The sequence below is a fragment of the Nigerium massiliense genome (genome assembly GCF_000826085.1).
GTDB classification, from domain to species: domain Bacteria; phylum Actinomycetota; class Actinomycetes; order Propionibacteriales; family Propionibacteriaceae; genus Propioniciclava; species Propioniciclava massiliense.
The window spans coordinates 42,857-62,609 of sequence record NZ_CCYM01000002.1; the positions used below are offsets into that span (position 1 = coordinate 42,857).

Genomic DNA, 19,753 nt, shown 5'->3' on the forward strand with positions numbered 1-19,753 from the left:
GAGACGCTCCTCGCCCGCGCGGGGGTGGAGGTCTCCGGTCCGATGGTTCTGGTCGCGACACAGCGTCGGCCGGGCGGACACACAGGGCCGCGTGGCTCCCAGCCCTCGCCCCCAGGAATCTCGCTGGCCCCTCCCCTGCCCGGCCTTCGGACCCGGGGCGCAGCTTGATCGTCCCCGAGCACGAGGCCGGTCGGCGCGGCGGTCAAGCGGCGGCCAGCACGGGCTGGCCCTGCCGGAAGAGCGCGTGCCGCTGCCTCACGATGGACTGGACCCGGGCGCGGACCTCGGCCGGCTCCGTCATGAGCTGAAGGGCAGAGATCCTCACGACCTGCCAGCCGTCGGAGGCAAGGTGCGCGTCTCGACGCTTGTCACGGCTGAACGATTCCCTCGACGAATGGAACTCATGACCGTCGACTTCGATGTCGAGGAGCAGATCTGGGAGAGCCACGTCGAGGTAGTAGTGGGCGATGGTCGGTGGGGCACCGGCGCTTCCCTCGTGGGCGACATCGACCCGGTGGTTGCTGACCCATCGGCACGGGAGCGTCACGCCGCGCATCACCTGGTGCAGGAGCCGTTCAGCTTCTGACCAGGGCTGATCGCGGGAATCGTGCAGGAGCATCCGCCGGCGTACGTTCCCCCGGCGGTTCGGCGTCGCGTCCAGGGCCACCCACAATTCCTGCAGCGTCACCACACGTCGTCTCAGCGCTTCATCGATGGCCGCGCCCCCAAGCTCGGGGATGAGGTCGAGCACCGTGAGTGCCACCGTCGTGACACGAAGACCGCCGTACTGGGTCACGAGTTCCGGGTCGATCCGCCGACGGTGGAAGTCGAATCCTGGGGCGCGTGCCGCTGCGGACGCTCGTGTCGCCGACAGCGTTCGTGCGCTGAGTTGCGGCCACCACGTGAGGTGCGCCGCCGCCCTGCCGGTGATCACGGCGTCCGGGTCGGCCACCGAGAGCGCCCGGGCCCGCGAGTCAAGCTCCATCTCGTGGCCGGCGGGCAGCCAAATGCCGGGCAGGACCCGCCTGAGGACGCCGCGGCGACCGGCTCGCGAAACGGCCTGACGGCGGGCAGCGCCCATGCCCCGCGTGTCGACGACTCCGGTGGCTGGATCGAGCAGACTGCCTTGCCTCATGCCCCCACGATGGGAATTCACACAGCTCTCGTGTCACGGAACCGACGACCGGTGTCGTCGGGGTGTTGGCGGCTAGGGGCCATGCCGCCCATCCACGCACCGAGCGTTGCTCCTGTGACGTCGCGAGCCCGCGAAGACGGACGCCGCACAGTCCGACGCGGAGGCGCTCCTGGCGCAAAGCAAGGTGAATCGGCGGTGCGCAAGACCGTGGGTCGGCAATCGCGGCAGATCCACGGCAGGCGGGCGCCAAGGCGCTCCGTGAAGGCCGCGCGAGCACGGTGGCGACCTGCTGGACACCCTCCCGACGTACCTCGAACGGGGAGGTTCGGCTGACCACGCCCACGCAGCAGCATCTCCCGGGGGACAAGCGTCCTGGCCACGCCCGCATGCCCCGGCACGAGGATCAGGCAGGAAGCTCCAGCGGCCACGGGTCGGCGGTCTCCAACTGCGCGGCCAACCGCACCAGGTCGGCGTCGAAGCCGGTCCGTCCGGTCAGCATGACGCCGATTGGCAGCACCGTGTCGTCCACCTCGGCGCGGTGGAGGGGCAGCGAGATCGACGGACGCCCCGTGAGGTTGGCGATGGAGGTCCACGGGGTGTAGTCGATCTGTGCCGCGAAGTCGGCGGCGGGATCGTCGTCGTTCCGGAGGGCCCCCAGGCGCGCCGGCGGCTGCGCCAGGGTCGGGGTGAGCACGACGTCGACGTCCGCCCACGACAGCGCCGTCTCGAGCGTCAGTTCCTGGATCGCTGACAGCGCCGTCGCGTACTCCGTGCCGCTGACCCGCCGGCCTTCCTCTCGGAGCCAGCGCGTCATCGGCGTCAGCAGCGTCTCCGCCCCGTCGGGGATCGGCAGGAGCGCAGCACCCGTCGTCCACACGGCCTGGAAGGCGTCCCATCGCTCGGCGGGGAACGGCACCCCGACCTCTTGGACGCGGTGGCCGAGGTCTTCTAGCAGGCGCGCCGCGCGCTCGACCGCGTCCAGGCAGACGGGGTGAACGGACGCCGTCCGCGAGATCACCGGGGTGGTGAGGACGCCCACGCGCAGCGATGGCGCCTGGCCGTCGCAGGCCGCCAGCAGGGAACCGCGGCGGTGCGGGAGCACATAGGTGTCGCCCGGCCGGTTGCCGGCCACAACCTCCAACCCCAGCGCGGTGTCGCGGACCGTCCGGCTGATCACGCCGTCGCAGACGAGGCCGGGGCCGGGCGTCCTGGTGGGAAGCGTCGAGACGAGTCCGCGCGACGGCTTCATGCCGACGACGCCGCAACTGGACGCCGGGATCCGGATCGAGCCCCCGCCGTCGGACGCGTGGGCGATCGGGACGATGCCGGCCGCGACGGCAGCCGCCGCACCGCCGCTCGAGCCCCCTGCCCCGCGCGTGGGGTCCCACGGGGTGACTGCGGCAAGGCCGCCCGCGGGCTCGGTGTAGCACGGGAAGCCGAACTCCGGAGCCGACGTCTTGCCGACGGTGAGCGTGCCGGCGCGGATGAGCCGCGCGGCAACCGCGTCGGTGTGCTTGCCGACGTTGCCGGCGAGGACGCGGCTCCCCGCCTCGAACGGCAGCCCCTCGACTTCGGCGAGATCCTTGATCGGGCAGGGGACGCCGGGCAGCGCGAGGTCCTCGGCACCGCCCGCGGCGATCGTGTCGTCGACGGCGCGCGCCTGGCTCAGGGCCAGCTCGTCGCTCAGATGGGCGAACGCACCGAGATGGGCGGCCGCCCGGGCGCGAGCGAGCGCGTCGGCGGCCAATTCAGATGCGCTGATGCTCCTGGCGCGGACAGCGGCGACCATGTCGAAGGCAGAAAGAGTCACGAGGGTCATGCTACGGCTGGCTGGCGATGCACCCCGCGCGACGGTGGCGCCTCGTCGCGGTGCGATTCCTTCCGGGAGCCGAGCGAGGCCCTGAGAGAGGCCGTCAATGCGAAGCCGCCCGGGGACGCCGCCCGCGGCTGGGTCGCACTGGGCGAACGCACTTCTCGCCAACCCCGGTGGCCCTCCCCGACCCACGGACGATCATGGACGGCAGTGGGAGGCGCGGCCGCCCCTGTCTCGAGCCAGCCTCAGTTCGAGCGGGTGACCACCTGGTCGCACAGGGCCGACAGGGCGTCCCGGGCGGGGCCCTCGGGCAGCGGCTCCAAGTAGGACCGCGCGACCTCCGCGCGCCGCGCGACCTCGTCGCGCGCGGCGGCCAGGGACGGATGGGCGCGCAGCAACTCCAGCGCCTCGGACACCTCCGCCTCGTTGTCGAGCTGACGCGACACGAGGTCCCGCAGCCGCGAGTCGGCGGGATCGTCGGAGGACAGCAGCATCAGCGTGGGCAGCGTCGGGACGCCCTCCCGCAGGTCGGTCCCCGGAGTCTTCCCGGACGACGTCGAGGTGATGTCGATGATGTCATCGGATAGCTGGAACACCGTGCCGATCTCCTCGCCGAAGCGGGCGAGCGCGTCCAGCTCCTCGTGCGAGGCGCCGGCGACCATGCCGCCGAACACCGCAGACGCCGCGATCAGCGACGCCGTCTTGTCGGCGATCACGCTCAGGTAGAACTCGAGCGGGTCCTGACCCTCGGCCGGGCCCTGTGTCTCGGCGATCTGCCCCTGCACCAGCCGGGCGAACGTCTCGGCCTGCAGGAGCACGTACTCCGGACCCAGCGTCGCCACCGTCGAGGACGCCCGCGCGAACAGCAGATCGCCCACCAGGATGGCCACGCTGTTGCCCCAGCGCGTGTTCGCGCTCGGCACGTTGCGGCGCACATCCGCGTCGTCCATCACGTCGTCGTGGTAGAGGCTCGCCACGTGGGTGAGCTCCATCACGATCGCGGCCTTGTCGACACGCTCCGGCTCCGCGCCCGGGTACAGCTGCGAGGCCAGGACGACGAGCATCGGACGGAACCTCTTTCCGCCGGCCCGGATGATGTGGCTCGCCGCCTCCGTGACGAAGTCCGTCTCCGCCCGTGCGGCCTCCATCAAGAGGGTTTCGACAGCCTCCAGCCGTTCACGGACGGTCGCCTGGAAGGCGGAGTCGAAATCATCCTGGTAGTCGCTCGCCACATCGCTCCTCACTCGATCGCCCCGTAGGTTAGCGCAGGAACGAGCCGAGCATCGTCGCCGGCCCGAGCACGAGGTCGGGGGCGACGCCCAGCACCACCGTGCCGAGGGCGCCGACGATGATCGGGATCCACGTCCAGTAGGACGCGTCGCCCACGAACGTCGTGCGCGCGGGCGCCTGTCCGAACATGGTCACGATGAGGCGCAGGTAGATGAACGCGGCCACGAGGCTCGTCAGGACGCCGGCGACGACAAGCCACCAGTAGCCCCCGAACCAGGCGGACGAGAACACCATCCACTTCCCCATGAAGCCACCGGTCAGGGGGATGCCGGCCATGCTCAGCAGGAACAGCGCCATCGCGCCCGCGACCCACGGGTTCTTCGCGGCCAGGCCACTCCACCCCGCCATGTCGTTCTCCTCGCCGGCGGCGTTGCGCACCAGCGTGACGACGGCGAAGGCCCCGACGGTAGCAAGGCCGTAGGCGGCCAGGTAGAACATCGCGGACGACACCGCCGTGGGCTGCCCGCCCGGGACGTTCTGGTTGGCGCCGGTGATCGCGGTCAGGATGAACCCGGCATGCGCGATGGAGCTATAGGCCAGCATGCGCTTCACGTCGTGCTGGGTCAGCGCCATGACGGAGCCGACGACCATGGTCAGCAGCGAGAGCACCGCGAAGATGGGCTGCCACGTCCAGGCCTCGCCACCCAGAGCGACGAAGAACACGCGCATCGTGGCGCCGAAGGCGGCCAGCTTCGTGCAGATTGCCATCAGGCCGGTCAGCGGGGTCGGGGCGCCCATGTAGACGTCGGGGATCCAGTTCGCGAACGGCACGATGCCGATCTTGAACAGCAGGCCCATGCCCAACATCGCCAGGCCGGCGTAGAGCAGGCCGCGCCCGTAGACCGGGTTCGACACCGCCGCGTCGATCGCCCGCAGGTCGAAGGCCCCGGCGTAGCCGTACAGCAGGGCCACGCCGAACAGGAAGAACGCCGAGCTGAACGCGCCCAGCAGGAAGTACTTCAGCGCGGCTTCCTGCGACAGCAACCGCCGGCGACGAGCCATGCCGCACATCAGGTACAGCGGCAGCGAGAACACCTCGAGCGCGACAAAAAGCGTCAGCAGGTCGTTGGCGGCGACGAACACCATCATGCCGGTGAGCGAGAACAGCGTCAGCGGGAAGATCTCGGTCTGTTCGAGCCGGTAGCGGTCGGCCTCGGCCTCGTCGACGCTGCCCGGGATCGCGGCCGCGGACGAGGCGAACGCGTTCGCTCCCCCGCCGAGCTTCTCCTCCTTGAACAGCATCACGGCCAGCAGTCCGAAGAAAAGCAGCAGGCTCCACATCAGATAGGTGGGGCCGTCCAGCATGAGCGCGCCCATGGCGACGAGTTCGCCGCCTCCGCTGACCCGCCAGTTGTAGACGGTGTAGACCAGCGCCGCGACGATGCTGCCCAGCACGAGGCCCATCTGCACCTCGGAGCGGAAGCGCCGCGACCGGCCGAGCATGAGCGCGTCCACGAGGACGCCTACGCAGGCCGCGCCGAACAACAGCAGCACCGGTGCCAGCTGGCGGAACTCCAGCGTGGGGACGGTGATCTGGTAAAGCGGCAGCAACGACGTCATCACTTGACTCCCTCTACAGCCGGCGCCGGATCAGCGAGCTGGACCCGCTGCATGACCGCCTGGGCAGTTGGCTCAACCAGCTTCACGGCCGGCTGAGGATAGAAACCGAACAGCAGCAGCGCCCCGATGATCGGCACCATCGCGAACCGCTCGACGACGTTCAGGTCGCGCCCCTCGAAGGGGGCGGCCGCTTCCTGGTTGACCGGCCCGGTCATCGGACGGCGGTACAGCCGCAACGCGTACACCGCGGACAGCACCATGCCGAGCGTCGACAGGCCAGCGATCACCGGGTAGCGGCCGAACGCGCCGGACATCACCATGAACTCGCTCGGGAACGTCGCCATGCCGGGCAGGGAGAGCGACGACAGCGCGGCGACCATCAGCATCCCAGCGGCCACGGGGGCGACCTTCTGGATGCCGCCGAACGCGTCGATGTCGGCGGTGCCGCGGCGGCTGACCAGGTAGCCGACCGCCAGGAACAGCGCGGCGGTGCTGAAGCCGTGGTTGAGCATGTAGAACATCGAGCCGGACAGGCTGGTCGTGGTGAACGCGTAGATGCCCAGCACCATGAAGCCGAAGTGGCTGACCGACGTGTACGACACCAGCCGCATCATGTTCTTCGAACCGATCGCCGCGAGAGCGCCCCACACGATCGAGACCAGCGCGAGCACGACCATCGCGGGGGCGACCCAGCGGCTCGCCTCGGGGAAGAGCCCGATGCAGAACTTGATCATGCCGAACGTGCCGATCTTGTCCAGGACGCCCACGAGCAGCGTCGCCGACCCCGGCGTGGCCTGCTCCGCGGCGTCCGGGAGCCAGGTGTGGACGGGCACCATCGGCGCCTTGACGATGAACGCGATCAGGAAGCCGAGCATCAGCCAGCGACCGACGTCACCGCCGAGCGGGACGGCGGCCAGCTCGGACAGCAGGTAGGTCGGACGCCCCGCGCTCGCCGACACGACGAACACGCCGATCACCGACGCCAGCATGATGAGGCCGCCGGCGAGGCTGAACAGCAGGAACTTCAGCGCCGCCCGGCCGGCCTTCGGGCCGCCGTAGCCGACGATGAGGAAGTACATCGGGATCAGCGTCGCCTCGAAGAAGAGGTAGAACAGCAGGACGTCGTTCGCGGTGAACACGAAGACCGACAGTCCCTCGAGGATCAGCACGAGCGCGAAGAATGCCTGCGAGCTCCAGCGTCCCGCGAGGCCGGACGAGCGCCACTCCACCAGCAACACGATCGGCGTCAGGATCACGGTCAGCATGACCATGGCCAGCCCCATGCCATCGAGGCCGAGAGCCCAGTAGGCGCCGAGCGGACGGATCCAGGGGACCTGGACCGACAGGTCGGCACCTCCCGTGTACATGACGGCCACGCCGATGCCGAAGCCCAGCGTGAGCAGGGCGAAGAACATGCCGAGCCACTTGGACGCCTCGCGCATCGGCAGGAACAGCAGCAACCCGCCGACGAGCGGCACCAGGCCGAGGATGGTGAGCCAGGGGAAAGTCATGGTGGTGGAAACTCCTAACTCAGGCCAGGTGGGTGAGGATCAGCAGGACGGCGACGCCCACGAAGCCGAGCACCATGGTGAGGGCGTAGCTGCGTGCATATCCGTTCTGGAGCTTGCGCATCTGCTTGGACAGGCCGCCGAACGCGAACGCCGTCGCGTCGACGGCGCCGTCCAGGCCGTGCTTGTCGAAGTGAGCCAGGCCCCGCGCCGCGCCCATGGTCGGCGCGACCGCGACGACGTCGTTGATGGCGTCGCCGAACAGGTCGTGGCGGCCGGTGACCGTCAGCGGGTTGCTGCTGGACGGCGCGACGGCCGGGACCGGGCGGCGTCCGAAGACCATCCAGCCGACCAGGACGCCGAGCGCGACGACGATCAGGGTCGCCCAGCCGATCGGGGTGGGGATCAGCGAGACCTCGTGCGGGTGATTGCCCACGGCCGGCTCGAGCCAGCCCTGGATCCACGAGTTCATCAGGGCGCCGAGCACGATCGACAGTACCGCGAGGATGATCAGCGGGATCGTCATCACCTTCGGCGACTCGTGCGGGTGGACGCCGGCGAGCCAGCGCTCCTCGCCGAAGAACGTCATCAGCATCAGCCTGGTCATGTAGAACGCGGTGATGCCCGCGCCCAGGAGTGCGCACACTCCGGCCACGGCGTTCGCGTGGAAAGCCGCCTCGATGATGTGGTCCTTGGAGAAGTAGCCCGACAGGAACGGGAAGCCGATGATCGCCAGGTAGCCGATCCCGAACGTGGCGAACGTCACCTTCATGTACTTGCTCAGGTTGCCGAAATGCCGCATGTTCACGTCGTCGTTCATGCCGTGCATCACGGAGCCGGCGCCGAGGAACATGTTGGCCTTGAAGGCGCCGTGGGTGAGCAGGTGGAAGATCGCGAACGCGTAGCCGGCCGGGCCGATGCCCGCGGCGAGCATCATGTAGCCGATCTGGCTCATCGTGGAGCCGGCCAGCACCTTCTTGATGTCGTCCTTGCTGCAGCCGATCCAGGCGCCTGCGAGCAGGGTGACGGTGCCGACGATGACCACGGCGAGCTGCGCCACCGGGCTGGCCTCGAAGATCGCGTGGCTGCGCACCACCAGGTAGACGCCGGCGGTCACCATCGTCGCGGCGTGGATGAGCGCCGACACCGGGGTCGGGCCCTCCATGGCGTCCAGCAGCCAGGCCTGCAGCGGCACCTGCGCGGACTTGCCGCAGGCCCCGAGCAGCAGGAACAGGCCGATCATCGTCGCCCACAGCGGCTGCAGCTGCGCGGCGCCCTCCGTGACGGTCTGGAACCGCACCGAGCCGAACATCGCCAGCATCGAGAAGATGGCCAGCGTCATGCCGATGTCACCGACGCGGTTCATCACGAAGGCCTTGACGCCGGCGGCGGCCGCCGCGGGCCGCTCCTGCCAGAAGGAGATCAACAGGTAGGACGCCAGGCCGACGCCCTCCCAGCCGATGAACAGCACCAGGTAGTTGTCGGCCAGCACCAGGATCAGCATGGCGGCGACGAACAGGTTCAGGAACGCGAAGAAGCGGCGGCGGCGCGGGTCGTGCGCCATGTAGCCGATCGAGTAGATGTGGATCAGGCCGCCGACGCCGGTGATCAGCAGGGCGAACAGGATCGACAGCGGGTCGACGTACAGACCCACGGGGAACGACCAGGATCCCACGCTGAACCATTCGTACAGGTGCGACTCCACGACCCGCTCGCCGACCGGGCGAGACCACATCTCGGCGAAGATGACGGCGGCGACGGCGAACGACACCCAGATCGCCAGGGTGGCCAGCAAGTGTCCCCAGGCGTCGGTGACGCGCCCGCCGACCAGCAGAATGCCCGCCACCACCAGCGGGGCGGCGATCATCAGCCAGGCGTACAGGAAGGACCCGGTGGCGGCCATCGGTTGAACAGTCTCCAAAAGAAACACGGCCGACCTCTCAGAGCTTCAGCAGGTTGGCGTCATCGACCGAGGTCGACCGGCGCGTCCGGTAAATCATCATGACGATGGCGAGCCCCACGACGACCTCTGCGGCCGCGACGACCATCACGAAGAAGGCCGCGACCTGCCCGTCGAGGTTGCCCCGCATCTGGGCGAAGGCGGCCAGGACGAGGTTGCAGGAGTTCAGCATCAACTCGACACACATGAACGCAATGAGCGCGTTGCGGCGGACGAGGACCCCGACTGCCGCGATGGCGAACAGGATCGCCGCCAGGATCAGGTAGTTCTCGGGGTTCATTCGTCGTCCTCCTCGTCTGCGTCGCGCACCCGCTCGAGCTCCTCGAAGTTGCGCCGCGTCCCCTCCTGCAGCCCGGCCGGGTCGATCGTCGCTCCGCGGGCCACCAGCGTCTTGCTGACGGACTTCTCGGCGACCGAGCCGTCGGGCAGCAGCGCCGGGGCGCCAATGGAGTTGTGGGTGGCGAAGATGCCCGAGTTCGGCAGCGTGCCGGGGTGCTCGCCCGTGGCGGCGTAGGCCCGCATGCGCTCGTCGGCGAGGTCGCGCTGCTTCGCCTTGGGATGGATGCGCTGGTGATGCGCCAGCACCATGGCGCCGACGGCCGCGGTGATCAGCAGAGCCGCGGTCAGCTCGAACACGAAGATGTAGCGGCCGAACAGCAGGCCGGCGAGGCCCTGGACGTTCCCGCCGTCGGCGGCGTTCGGTCCGGCGAGCCCGGCGGGACCCACCGTGACCGCCCCGGCGATCGCGTAGATGAGGAGCGCCGCGAGCAGGACGCCGGCGATGAGGCCGAGGACGCGCTGGCCCTTGATCGTCTCGACGGTCGAGTCCGGCCGGTCGATGCCGACCAGCATCATCACGAACACGAACAGCATCATGATGGCGCCGGTGTAGACGATGATCTGCGTCACGAACAGGAACGGCCCCTCCATCGCGGCGTACAGCACGGCGAGGTTGACCATGACGACCACCATCGACAAGGCGCAGTAGACGGCCTTGCGGAACAGCACCAGGCCGAGCGCGCCGAGAACCATCATCGTGGCGCACACCCAGAAGGTCACCTCCGTCCCGGTGACCAGGGGGATCAGCGCAGGGTTCATTTCTTGGCTCCCTCATTGACGCCGGTGCGGGTGTCGGGCTGGCCCGTCTTCGGCAGGCCCAGGAAGTACTCGCGCTCGTCGTTGCCCAGACGCCGCGGGTGCGGCGGCTCCTCCATGCCGGGCAGCAGCGGGGCCAGCAGACGATCCTTGGTGTAGATCATCTTCTCCCGCGTCGTGTCGGCGAGCTTGAAGTCGTTGGTCATCGTCAGGGCGCGCGTCGGGCAGGCCTCGATGCACATCCCGCACAGGATGCAGCGCAGGTAGTTGATCTGGTACACGCGGCCGTAGCGCTCGCCGGGGCTGTAGCGCTCGTCCTCGGTGTTGTCGGCACCCTCGACGTAGATGGCGTCCGCGGGGCAGGCCCACGCGCACAGCTCACACCCGACGCACTTCTCCAGCCCGTCGGGCCAGCGGTTGAGCTGATGGCGGCCGTGGAACCGCGGAGCCGTGATCTTCTCCTGCCCCTTCTGCGGGTAGCCCTGCGTGAAGGTCGGCCGGAAGATCGTTCGGAACGTGATACCGAAGCCGGCCCATGCGTCGAAGAATCCCATCTATCGCTCCTCGTCGGTCACGACCGCCCGGCGCGGGAGGTCGTAGGTGGTCGGGTCGTCGTCGATGTCGTCGTCCGCCGGGACGCCGTGCACGACGCCTGCCAGCTCGGGCAGCGTCTGTCCGGGCATCGGCGGAACGGGGTAACCGCCGGCGAAGGCGTCGAAGTGCTCGATGTCCGCTTCGCGCACCTCGGCGTCCTTCTCTGTGCCGAGGAACCAGAAGGCGATGACGGCCAAGCCCAGGACGATCAGCAGACCGCCCAGCATCACCGGGCTCAGCAGGCCCGCGTTCTGCAGCCCGCGCACCAGGGAGATCAGGATGATCCAGGCCAGCGAGATCGGGATCATCCACTTCCAGCCCAGGTTCATGAACTGGTCGTAGCGGAACCGCGGCAGGGTGCCGCGCAGCCAGACGAACAGCGAGATGAACAGCTGCACCTTGATGACGAACCACAGCAGGCCCCACCAGCCGTGGTCGACCGAGAAGCCGAGCGCGTTGGCGATTGGCTCGAACGGCCAGATGGCGTGGTAGCCGCCGACGAACATCGTGGTGGCGATCGCGGAGACGGTGGCCATGTTGATGTATTCGGCCAGGAAGAACACGGCGTAGCGGAAGCCGGTGAACTCGGTGAGGTGGCCCGAGACGAGCTCGGACTCACACTCGGGCAGATCGAACGGGGCGCGGTTGGTCTCGCCGACCATCGAGATCACATAGATCACGAACGACGGCAGCAGCAACGCGAAGTACCACCCTTGAAGGCCTATCGCCCCGAGGTCGAGCCCGAACAACGAGATCGGACGCGCCTGCGCCTCCACGACCTGCGACGTCGACATCGTGCCGGAGAACAGGAACACCGCCACGAACGACAGGCCCATCGACAGCTCGTACGAGATCATCTGCGCGGTCGAGCGGAGCGCGCCCAGCAGCGAGTACGGCGAGTTGGACGACCAGCCCGCGAGCACGAAGCCGTAGACGGCGACGGAGGCGCAGGCCAGCAAGACCAGCACGGAGACGTCCATGTCGGTGACCTGCAGGCGCGTCTGGACGCCGAACATCGACACCTGACCACCGAGCGGGATCACCGACCAGGCGGTGAACGCCGAGACCCCGACCACGAGCGGGGCCAGCGTGTAGAGCACCCGGTCGACCATGCCCGGCGCGAAGTCCTCCTTGAACAGGAGCTTCATGCCGTCGCCGAGCGCCTGGCCGAGGCCGCCCAGCCACGTGGGGTTCATGATCGGGCCGAGGCGGTGCTGCATCTTGCCGACGAGGCGCCGCTCGTACCAGACGTTGAAGATCGTCCAGGTCAGCAGCAGCACGACGACGCCGATGACCTTGATCAGGACGAGCCACCAGGGATCGTTCATCACCAGCGGGGCTTCCGGGTTCATGCCGCACCTCCAGCGGAGACGTTGACCTGATCGCCCGGGAGCACGGCGAGTTCGCCGAGCCCCACGGACCAGAGATTGCCGGGCACCCACACGGTGTCGTCCACCATGGTGGGTTCCACGACCAGCGGCAGCACCGCGGCGTGCCGCTGCGAGCTGACCGAGACGTCCTCGCCGTCGACGAGGCCGAGGCGCTCGGCCGTGCGAGGGCTGATGCGGGCCACGGCCGGCTTGGCGGTCGCCCGCAGCGCCGGGGCGTGGTCGTTGGACGCCGACCCGTCGATGAGTTGGCGCCAGCTGGCGAGCACCACGCCGTCGCCGGTGGTGCCGTGCGCCAAGCCCAGGTCGGCCACCGGGTGCTTGTGCCGCTCGAAGAGCCGGCGCGGCGCGCCCTCGGCCCTCCGGTCGGCAGACTCGAACGAGACGCCCCCCACCGGACGCGGCACGCGGGCACCGTCCCAGACGCCGAGCTCGTCGAGTTCGGCGCGGGCCTGCTTGGCCAGCCGCACGCCCAGGTCGACGCCGAGGGCGTCCGCCAGGGCGGCGAGCGCGCGCAGGTCGGTCATCGGCGAGCCACCCTGCTTGATGACCCGGTTCACGCGGCCGTGGCGGTGCTCCCAGTTGACGAAGGTGCCCGATTGCTCCTCGATCAGGGCGACCGGGAGGACGACGTCCGCCCGTTCGGTGACCTCGCTGAGGCGCTGCTCGATGCTCAGGACGAAGCCCGCGCGCTCGATCCCGGCCCGGACGCCCTTCGCGTCGGTGAAGTCGGTGGGCTCGACGCCGGCGATCACCAGCGCCTCCAGCTCTCCGTTCGCGGCGGCGGTGAACATGGAATCCGCGTCGAGGCCCGGGCGCTGCGGCAGCGTCGCGCCACCCCACACCGTCGAGACGTCGACGCGGGCGGCGGACTCGGCGACGGGGCGTCCCCCGGGCAGCAGGCCCGGCAGGCAACCGGCCTCGAGAGCGCCGCGCTCGCCGGCGCGGCGCGGGATCCAGGCGAGCGTGGCGCCCGTGCGGGACGCCAGGTCGAGGACGGCCGGCAGTGTGCCGGGCAGCGTCGCGGCCCGCTCCCCCACCAGGATGACCGAGTTGGCGTCCGCCTCGAGCTGGGCGACCGCCTCGGGCTCGCGGCCCGGCTGGGTCGCGATCAGCGCGGCGTCCAGCTTGCGCGCGCCGTTGGACAGCCAGGGCGCGACGGTGACCACGGACGCCCCGTGCTTGCGGACGGCCTTGCGCAGCCGCAGGAAGACGATCGGGGACTCCTCCTCGGGCTCGAACGCCACGCAGATGACCTGCTTGGCCTCCTCGAGCCCGCGGTAGGTGCCGTCCTCGCCGACCCGGCGTCCGGCGACGGCGTGCGCCAGGAACGCCGCCTCCTCCTCCGAGTGCGGACGGGAGCGGAAGTCGATGTTGTTCGTGCCCAGGGCGAGCCGGGCGAACTTGCTGTAGCCGTAGGCGTTCTCGAGGGTCAGGCGTCCGCCGGCGACCACGCCGACCGAGTTGCCCGCGCGCTTGAGGCCCGCGACGGCCGCGTCGATGGCCTCGGGCCAGGACGCGACGCGCAGCACGCCGTTCTCGCGGATCAGCGGGCGGCTGAGGCAGTCTTCACCGCGCCCGGAGCGGAAGGCGAAGCGACCGCGGTCGCAGTTCCACTCCTCGTTGACCTCGGGGGCGTTGCCGGCGAGGCGACGCTTCACCTGGAAGTGCCGCTGGTCGGTGCGCAGTTCGCAGCCGGCGGCGCAGTGCTCGCACGTCGTCGTCGTCGACACGAGGTCGAAGGGCCGGCTCTGGAAGCGGTAGTCGCTGCTGGTCAGCGCGCCGACGGGGCAGATCTGGATGACGTTGCCGGAGAAGTAGGAGTCGTAGGGCTCGTCCTCGTAGAAGCCCACCTGCTGCAGCGCGCCCCGCTCGACGAGCGTGATGAACGGGTCGCCGGAGATCTGCTCGGAGAACCGGGTGCAGCGCGCGCACAACACGCAGCGCTCGCGGTCGAGCAGCACCTGCGCCGATACCGACACCGGCTTGGGGTACGTCCGCTTGACGCCGAGGTAGCGGCTCTCGCTCGGGCCGTTGGCCATCGCCTGGTTCTGCAGGGGGCACTCGCCGCCCTTGTCGCAGATCGGGCAGTCCAGCGGGTGGTTGATGAGCAGCAGCTCGATCATGCCCTTCTGGGCCTTCGTGGCCACCTCGGACGTCCGCTGCGTGTCGATGCGCATGCCGGGCGCCACCTCGAGCGTGCAGGACGCCTGCGGCTTCGGCATCCCCCGGCCGTTGCCGGCGTCGGGGACTTCGACGAGGCACTGGCGGCACGCGCCGACCGGGTCGAGCAGGGGGTGATCGCAGAATCGCGGGATCGCGACGCCGATCATCTCGGCGGCGCGGATGGCCAGCGTCCCCTTGGGCACCTTCACCTCGGTGCCGTCGATGAAGACGCTGATCAGATCGGACTTCTCGACGCCCGTCTCCGCCTTGGTGTCGACGCTCATGCCAGGCCTCCTTCACTGCCGGTCGTCTGCTCGAGAGCGCCCTGACCGGGGTTGGAATCGCGCTCGGGGTACTCGGCCGGAGCCGTTCGAGGGGGGAACAGCGCGCTGCGCTCGTACGGGAACAACTCCCAGGCCGGGGTGTGGTAGCCCTGCTCGAACTCCTCGCGGAAGTGCTTCACCGCGGAGGTGACGCACGCGACCGCGCCGTCGGCCAGCGCGCAGAACGAGCGGCCGCCGATGTTCTCGCAGACGTCCAGCATCGTGTCGACCGAGCCCTCCTCGGCCTCGCCCGCCTCGAACTTCTTCAGCATCTGCACCAGCCACCACGAGCCCTCGCGGCACGGGGTGCACTTGCCGCAGGACTCGTGCTTGTAGAACTCGACGAAGCGCAGCGTCGTGCGCACGATCGACGTGGTGTCGTCGAAGATCTGGAGCGCCTTGGTGCCCAGCATCGAGCCGGCCGCGGCGGCGCCCTCGTAGTCGAGCGGGATGTCGAGGTGCTCGGCGGTCAGGATCGGCGTGGACGAGCCGCCGGGCGTCCAGAACTTCAGCTGGTGACCCTCGCGGACGCCACCGGACAACTCCAGCAGCTCGCGCAGCGTGATGCCGAGCGGGGCGTCGAACTGGCCCGGCCGGGCGACGTGGCCCGACAGGGAGTAGATGGTGGAGCCCTTCGACTTCTCCGTGCCCATCGTCTGGTACCAGGCCGCGCCCTTGTCCACGATCTGTGGCACCGAGGCGATGGTCTCGACGTTGTTCACCACGGTCGGGCAGGCGTACAGGCCGGCGACGGCCGGGAACGGCGGGCGCAGGCGGGGCTGGCCGCGGCGTCCCTCGAGCGAGTCGAGCAGCGCGGTCTCCTCGCCGCAGATGTAGGCGCCGGCCCCGGCGTGCACGACGACCTCCAGGTCGTAGCCCGAGCCGAGGATGTTCTTGCCGATGTAGCCGGCCGAGTAGGCCTCCCGGACAGCCTGCTGCAGGCGCCGGATGACATGAAGCACCTCGCCGCGCACGTAGATGAAGGCGTAGCGGCAGCCGATCGCGTAGGCGGAGATGATGACGCCCTCGACCAGCGTGTGCGGGGACGCCAGCAGCAGCGGCATGTCCTTGCACGTGCCGGGCTCGGACTCGTCCGCGTTCACGATCAGGTACTTCGGGTTCGGGTTGTCCTTCGGGACGAAGCCCCACTTCATGCCCGTCGGGAAGCCGGCGCCGCCCCGTCCACGCAGCCCGGAATCCTTCACCAGGGCGGTGACGTCCGCCGGCGACTGCTGCAGCGCCTTACGCAGGCCCGCGTAGCCGCCGCGGCGCTCGTAGTTGGTGATCTTCCACGCCCGCTCGTCGGCCCAGTTGGCGCTCAGGACAGGGGTCAACACGTCGGTCACTTCTGCTCCTCGGCCTCGTCCGTGGCGGTCTTTGGCGGGACATCGGGTGCCTTCCAGCCGCGCTCGCGCGCGATGTCGAGCCCGAGCAGCGACGCCGGGCCGGCCGTCGGGCCCTCGTCGGCGCGGCCGTCGGGGAACCCGGCCAGCACGCGCTCGGCCTCGCGCCACGACGTGATCGTCGCGCCGCGGGTGGAGTGCACCTCGCGGCCGGCGACCAGGTCGTCGAGCAGCGCGTCGGCCTTTTCGGGGGTCATGTTGTCCATGAATTCCCAGTTGACCATCATCACCGGGGCGAAGTCGCAGGCCGCGTTGCACTCGATGCGTTCCAGCGAGACCGCGCCGTCGGGGGTGGTCTCGCCCTCGTGGATGCCGAGACGCTGCTCGGCCTGCTCCAGCAGGTAGTCGCCGCCCATCACCGCGCACAGGGCGGTGGTGCAGACGCCGACGTGGTGCCGGCCGGCCGGACGCCGCTTGTACATCGTGTAGAACGTCGCGACGCCCGAGACCTGCGCCGGCGTGATGCCGAGCACCTCGGCGCAGGCTTCGATGCCGGCCGGGGAGATCCGGCCGTCCACCGACTGCACGAGGTGCAGCATCGGCAGCAGCGCCGAGCGGGGCTGCGGGTAGCGCTCGGCGATCTGCCGCATCTCCTCCAGCGTCGTCTCGCCGATGTTCGTGCTCTGGTCGGAGTAGTCGACCGCGCCCGACTCCGGGAAGTGCGACTCGAACTCGTGGCCCACCGGGCCGTGCGCGCTGTTCTGGTCGACGCTCACCGGTCAACACCTCCCATGACGGGGTCGAGGGAGCCGATGGCCACCACGACGTCGGAGATCATGCCGCCCTCGCACATGATCGGGATCGACTGCAGATGGTTGAACCCTGGGTCGCGCATGTGCGAGCGGTAGGGGCGCGTGCCGCCGTCCGAGACGACATGGCAGCCCAGCTCCCCCTTCGGCGACTCGATCGGGACGTAGGCCTGTCCGACCGGGACGCGGTACCCCTCGGTCGTCACCTTGAAGTGGTGGATCAGGGCCTCCATGGACTCGCCCATGATGTGCTTGATGTGCTCGTGGCTGTTGCCCTGCCCGTCGGGGCCGACAGCCAGGTCGGCAGGCGTCCCGATCTTGGCGTCGGTGATCATCACCGGCTGGCCGACGCTCTTCTCGAGGCGCTCGGCGCACTGCTTGACGATCTTCAGCGATTCCCACATCTCCTGCAGCCGGATGCGGAAGCGTCCATAGCTGTCGCAGGTGTCCCACGTCGGGACGTCGAAGTCGTAGGTCTCGTAGCCGCAGTAGGGCTGCTGCTTGCGCAGGTCCCACGCGTAGCCGGTCGAGCGCAGGACGGGCCCGGTCATGCCGAGCGCCATGCAGGCGGACAGGCTCATGTAGCCGATGCCCTCCATGCGCATCTTGAAGATGGGGTTCTCGTTGCAGAAGCCCGCGTACTCCGGGAGGTGCTTCTCGAGCCAGTCGATGACGCCGCGCAGTTGCGTCAGCCCGGTCTCGGGCAGGTCGACCGCGACGCCGCCCGGACGGATGTACGCGTGATTCATGCGCAGCCCGGTCAGGGCCTCGAGGAAGTCGAGGATGACCTCACGCTCGCGGAAGCCGATCGTCATGACGGTCAGCGCGCCGATCTCCATGCCGCCGGTGCCGATGGCCACCAGGTGGGAGGCGATGCGGTTGAGCTCCATCACGAGCACCCGGATCTCCTGGGCGCGCTGCGGGATCTGGTCCTCGATGCCGAGCAGCCGCTCCACCGAGAAGCAGTAGGCGGCCTCGTTGAACAGCGGGGCCACGTAGTCCATGCGGGTCACGAACGCGGTGCCCTGCGACCACGTCCGGTATTCCATGTTCTTCTCGATGCCGGTGTGCAGGAAGCCGATGCCCGGACGGATCGACTTCACGGTCTCGCCCTCGCACTCGAGCATGAGGCGGAGAACGCCGTGCGTCGACGGGTGCTGCGGGCCCATGTTGATGACCAGCGTCTCGTCCTGGCGGTCGGCCTGCTCCTGCGTGATCGAGTCCCAGTCGCCACCCGTCGAGGTGTAGACCGCGCCGGTCGCCTCCTCGCCGGGGCCGGCGTAGAAGTCGTGCTCGGTGGCGTTGCTCATCGGTAGTTCCTCCGCTGATCCGGGGGCGGCACGACCGCTCCCTTGTACTCGACCGGGATGCCGCCGAGGGGGTAGTCCTTGCGCTGCGGGTGGCCGACCCAGTCGTCCGGCATCAGGATGCGGGTGAGCGCCGGGTGCCCGTCGAAGAGGACACCGAACATGTCCCAGGTCTCCCGCTCGTGCCAGTCGGCCGCCGGGTAGATGCCGACGACGCTCGGCACGTGCGGGTCGGCGTCGGGACAGGCGGTCTCCACCCGGAGCCGGCGGTTGTGCGTGTACGAGTGCAGGTGGTAGACGACGTGCAACTCGGACCCGGTCTCTTGGGGGTAGTGGACGCCCGAGACGCTGGCGCAGAACTCGAAGCGCAGCATGGCGTCGTCGCGCAGCGCCTGCATCACCTCGGCCAGCCGCTCGCGGCGTACGTAGAACGTCAGCTCGCCACGGTCGAACAGGACGTGGGCGACGCCGTCCGGCGCCACCAGCTCAAGGCGGTCGCGCACGGCCTCCTGCCACGACCCCGACGGGATCTGCTGGCCCGCGGGCAACTCGATCGTGCGCACGATCTCGCCGTAGCCCGACGTATCGGGCGAGCCATCCGACCACATGCCCCGGCGGGTGATCTCGGGGCGCTGCCACTCGGCGGCCTGGCGGCGGGCGAGCTGTTCGCCCGGCGCGTCGTCCGCCTGGGCGTCCTCACGCTCGACGCCCTCCTCGGGGGCGGAGCCGACCGCTTCGTCCTTCTTCTCCTCGCCCACGGACTCGTCGGCCGGACGCGGCTTCTCGTCGCCGACGAAGTCGGGCCTGGCGCCGGGCTCGCCCGGCCGGCTCTGGGCCTCGCGCTCGGCGGCCTTGGGATCGCCCCCGGCCATGGGCTTTTCGGGCTTGTCGCTCATCGCATGAGCCCCTTCATCTCCAGGGTGGACGGGGCGACCAGGGCGGCCTTCTCGGCCTCCTCCTGCAGGCGTTCGCGGTGCGCGCCCATCGGGTCGTGGGCGACCATGTCGCGCAGCTTGAACATCGCGTCGATCAGCATGTCTGGACGCGGCGGGCACCCGGGGACGTAGATGTCGACGGGGACGATGTGGTCGCCGCCCTGCACGACGGCGTAGTTGTTGAACATGCCGCCGGAGCTGGCGCACACGCCCATCGCCATGACCCACTTCGGGTTCGGCATCTGGTCGTAGACCTGACGCATGACCGGCGCCATCTTCTGGCTGACGCGGCCGGAGATGATCATCAGGTCCGCCTGGCGCGGCGACGCGCGGAAGACCTCCTGGCCCCACCGGCCGGCGTCGAAGCGCGGGGCGCCGTAGGTCATCATCTCGATGGCGCAGCAGGCCAGGCCGAAGGTGGCCGGCCAGAACGACGTCTTGCGCATCCACCCGGCGATGCCTTCGACGGTCGTCAGCAGGACGCCCTCAGGAACCTTGTCTTCGAGACCCATGGTGATCCGCCTCCC

At 69.5% G+C, this 19,753-nt stretch carries 16 protein-coding genes; all 16 read right to left on the reverse strand.

Going from position 1 to position 19,753, the window contains the following annotated elements; all coding sequences use genetic code 11:
- Nucleotides 1-202 precede the first annotated feature (202 nt).
- A complete protein-coding gene (locus BN1187_RS01710; RefSeq protein WP_157754719.1) occupies nt 203-952 on the reverse strand; it encodes a DUF559 domain-containing protein in 750 nt (249 codons plus the stop codon).
- A gap of 586 nt (nt 953-1,538) precedes the next feature.
- Nucleotides 1,539-2,954: an amidase gene (locus tag BN1187_RS01715; RefSeq protein ID WP_040158198.1), complete on the reverse strand. Its 1,416-nt coding sequence runs from the start codon at nt 2,952-2,954 to the stop codon at nt 1,539-1,541.
- Between the two features lie 239 nt (nt 2,955-3,193).
- Nucleotides 3,194-4,096: a polyprenyl synthetase family protein gene (locus BN1187_RS01720; RefSeq protein ID WP_082034537.1), complete on the reverse strand. Its 903-nt coding sequence runs from the start codon at nt 4,094-4,096 to the stop codon at nt 3,194-3,196.
- A gap of 112 nt (nt 4,097-4,208) precedes the next feature.
- Entirely contained in the window at nt 4,209-5,798 is a 1,590-nt protein-coding gene (nuoN, locus tag BN1187_RS01725) for an NADH-quinone oxidoreductase subunit NuoN (protein ID WP_040158201.1), read from the reverse strand.
- Nucleotides 5,798-7,309 (reverse strand): NADH-quinone oxidoreductase subunit M, encoded by a 1,512-nt coding sequence (locus BN1187_RS01730; protein ID WP_040158203.1) that lies wholly within the window; start codon nt 7,307-7,309, stop codon nt 5,798-5,800. Before BN1187_RS01730 ends, nuoN begins: the two co-directional genes overlap by 1 nt.
- A 19-nt stretch (nt 7,310-7,328) precedes the next feature.
- Nucleotides 7,329-9,209, reverse strand: coding sequence for an NADH-quinone oxidoreductase subunit L (nuoL, locus tag BN1187_RS01735; protein ID WP_040158204.1), 1,881 nt, complete (start codon nt 9,207-9,209; stop codon nt 7,329-7,331).
- 37 nt (nt 9,210-9,246) lie between these two features.
- Nucleotides 9,247-9,546, reverse strand: a complete 300-nt coding sequence (gene nuoK / locus BN1187_RS01740; protein WP_040158207.1) for an NADH-quinone oxidoreductase subunit NuoK — start codon at nt 9,544-9,546, stop codon at nt 9,247-9,249.
- The gene (locus tag BN1187_RS01745; protein ID WP_052462167.1) at nt 9,543-10,364 is read right to left on the reverse strand and encodes an NADH-quinone oxidoreductase subunit J; all 822 of its coding nucleotides are present in this window, start codon (nt 10,362-10,364) and stop codon (nt 9,543-9,545) included. Before BN1187_RS01745 ends, nuoK begins: the two co-directional genes overlap by 4 nt.
- Nucleotides 10,361-10,915, reverse strand: coding sequence for an NADH-quinone oxidoreductase subunit NuoI (nuoI, locus tag BN1187_RS01750; protein ID WP_040158209.1), 555 nt, complete (start codon nt 10,913-10,915; stop codon nt 10,361-10,363). The genes BN1187_RS01745 and nuoI overlap by 4 nt, the downstream gene beginning before the upstream one ends.
- Nucleotides 10,916-12,307 (reverse strand): NADH-quinone oxidoreductase subunit NuoH, encoded by a 1,392-nt coding sequence (nuoH, locus tag BN1187_RS01755; RefSeq protein ID WP_072041927.1) that lies wholly within the window; start codon nt 12,305-12,307, stop codon nt 10,916-10,918. It lies immediately after the preceding gene.
- On the reverse strand, nt 12,304-14,793 hold the full coding sequence (locus BN1187_RS01760) for an NADH-quinone oxidoreductase subunit G (protein WP_040158210.1): 2,490 nt from the start codon (nt 14,791-14,793) through the stop codon (nt 12,304-12,306). Before BN1187_RS01760 ends, nuoH begins: the two co-directional genes overlap by 4 nt.
- Nucleotides 14,790-16,178, reverse strand: coding sequence for an NADH-quinone oxidoreductase subunit NuoF (gene nuoF / locus BN1187_RS01765; RefSeq protein ID WP_082034438.1), 1,389 nt, complete (start codon nt 16,176-16,178; stop codon nt 14,790-14,792). The genes BN1187_RS01760 and nuoF overlap by 4 nt, the downstream gene beginning before the upstream one ends.
- Nucleotides 16,175-16,951 (reverse strand): NADH-quinone oxidoreductase subunit NuoE, encoded by a 777-nt coding sequence (nuoE, locus tag BN1187_RS01770; RefSeq protein WP_052462168.1) that lies wholly within the window; start codon nt 16,949-16,951, stop codon nt 16,175-16,177. Before nuoE ends, nuoF begins: the two co-directional genes overlap by 4 nt.
- Nucleotides 16,948-18,294 carry an NADH-quinone oxidoreductase subunit D gene (locus BN1187_RS01775; protein ID WP_040158212.1) on the reverse strand — a complete coding sequence of 449 codons (1,347 nt, stop codon included), beginning with the start codon at nt 18,292-18,294 and terminating at the stop codon, nt 16,948-16,950. Before BN1187_RS01775 ends, nuoE begins: the two co-directional genes overlap by 4 nt.
- The gene (locus BN1187_RS01780) at nt 18,291-19,049 is read right to left on the reverse strand and encodes an NADH-quinone oxidoreductase subunit C (protein ID WP_040159644.1); all 759 of its coding nucleotides are present in this window, start codon (nt 19,047-19,049) and stop codon (nt 18,291-18,293) included. Before BN1187_RS01780 ends, BN1187_RS01775 begins: the two co-directional genes overlap by 4 nt.
- Nucleotides 19,050-19,183: 134 nt before the next feature.
- Nucleotides 19,184-19,738, reverse strand: a complete 555-nt coding sequence (locus BN1187_RS01785; RefSeq protein WP_040158214.1) for a NuoB/complex I 20 kDa subunit family protein — start codon at nt 19,736-19,738, stop codon at nt 19,184-19,186.
- Nucleotides 19,739-19,753: the final 15 nt, after the last annotated feature.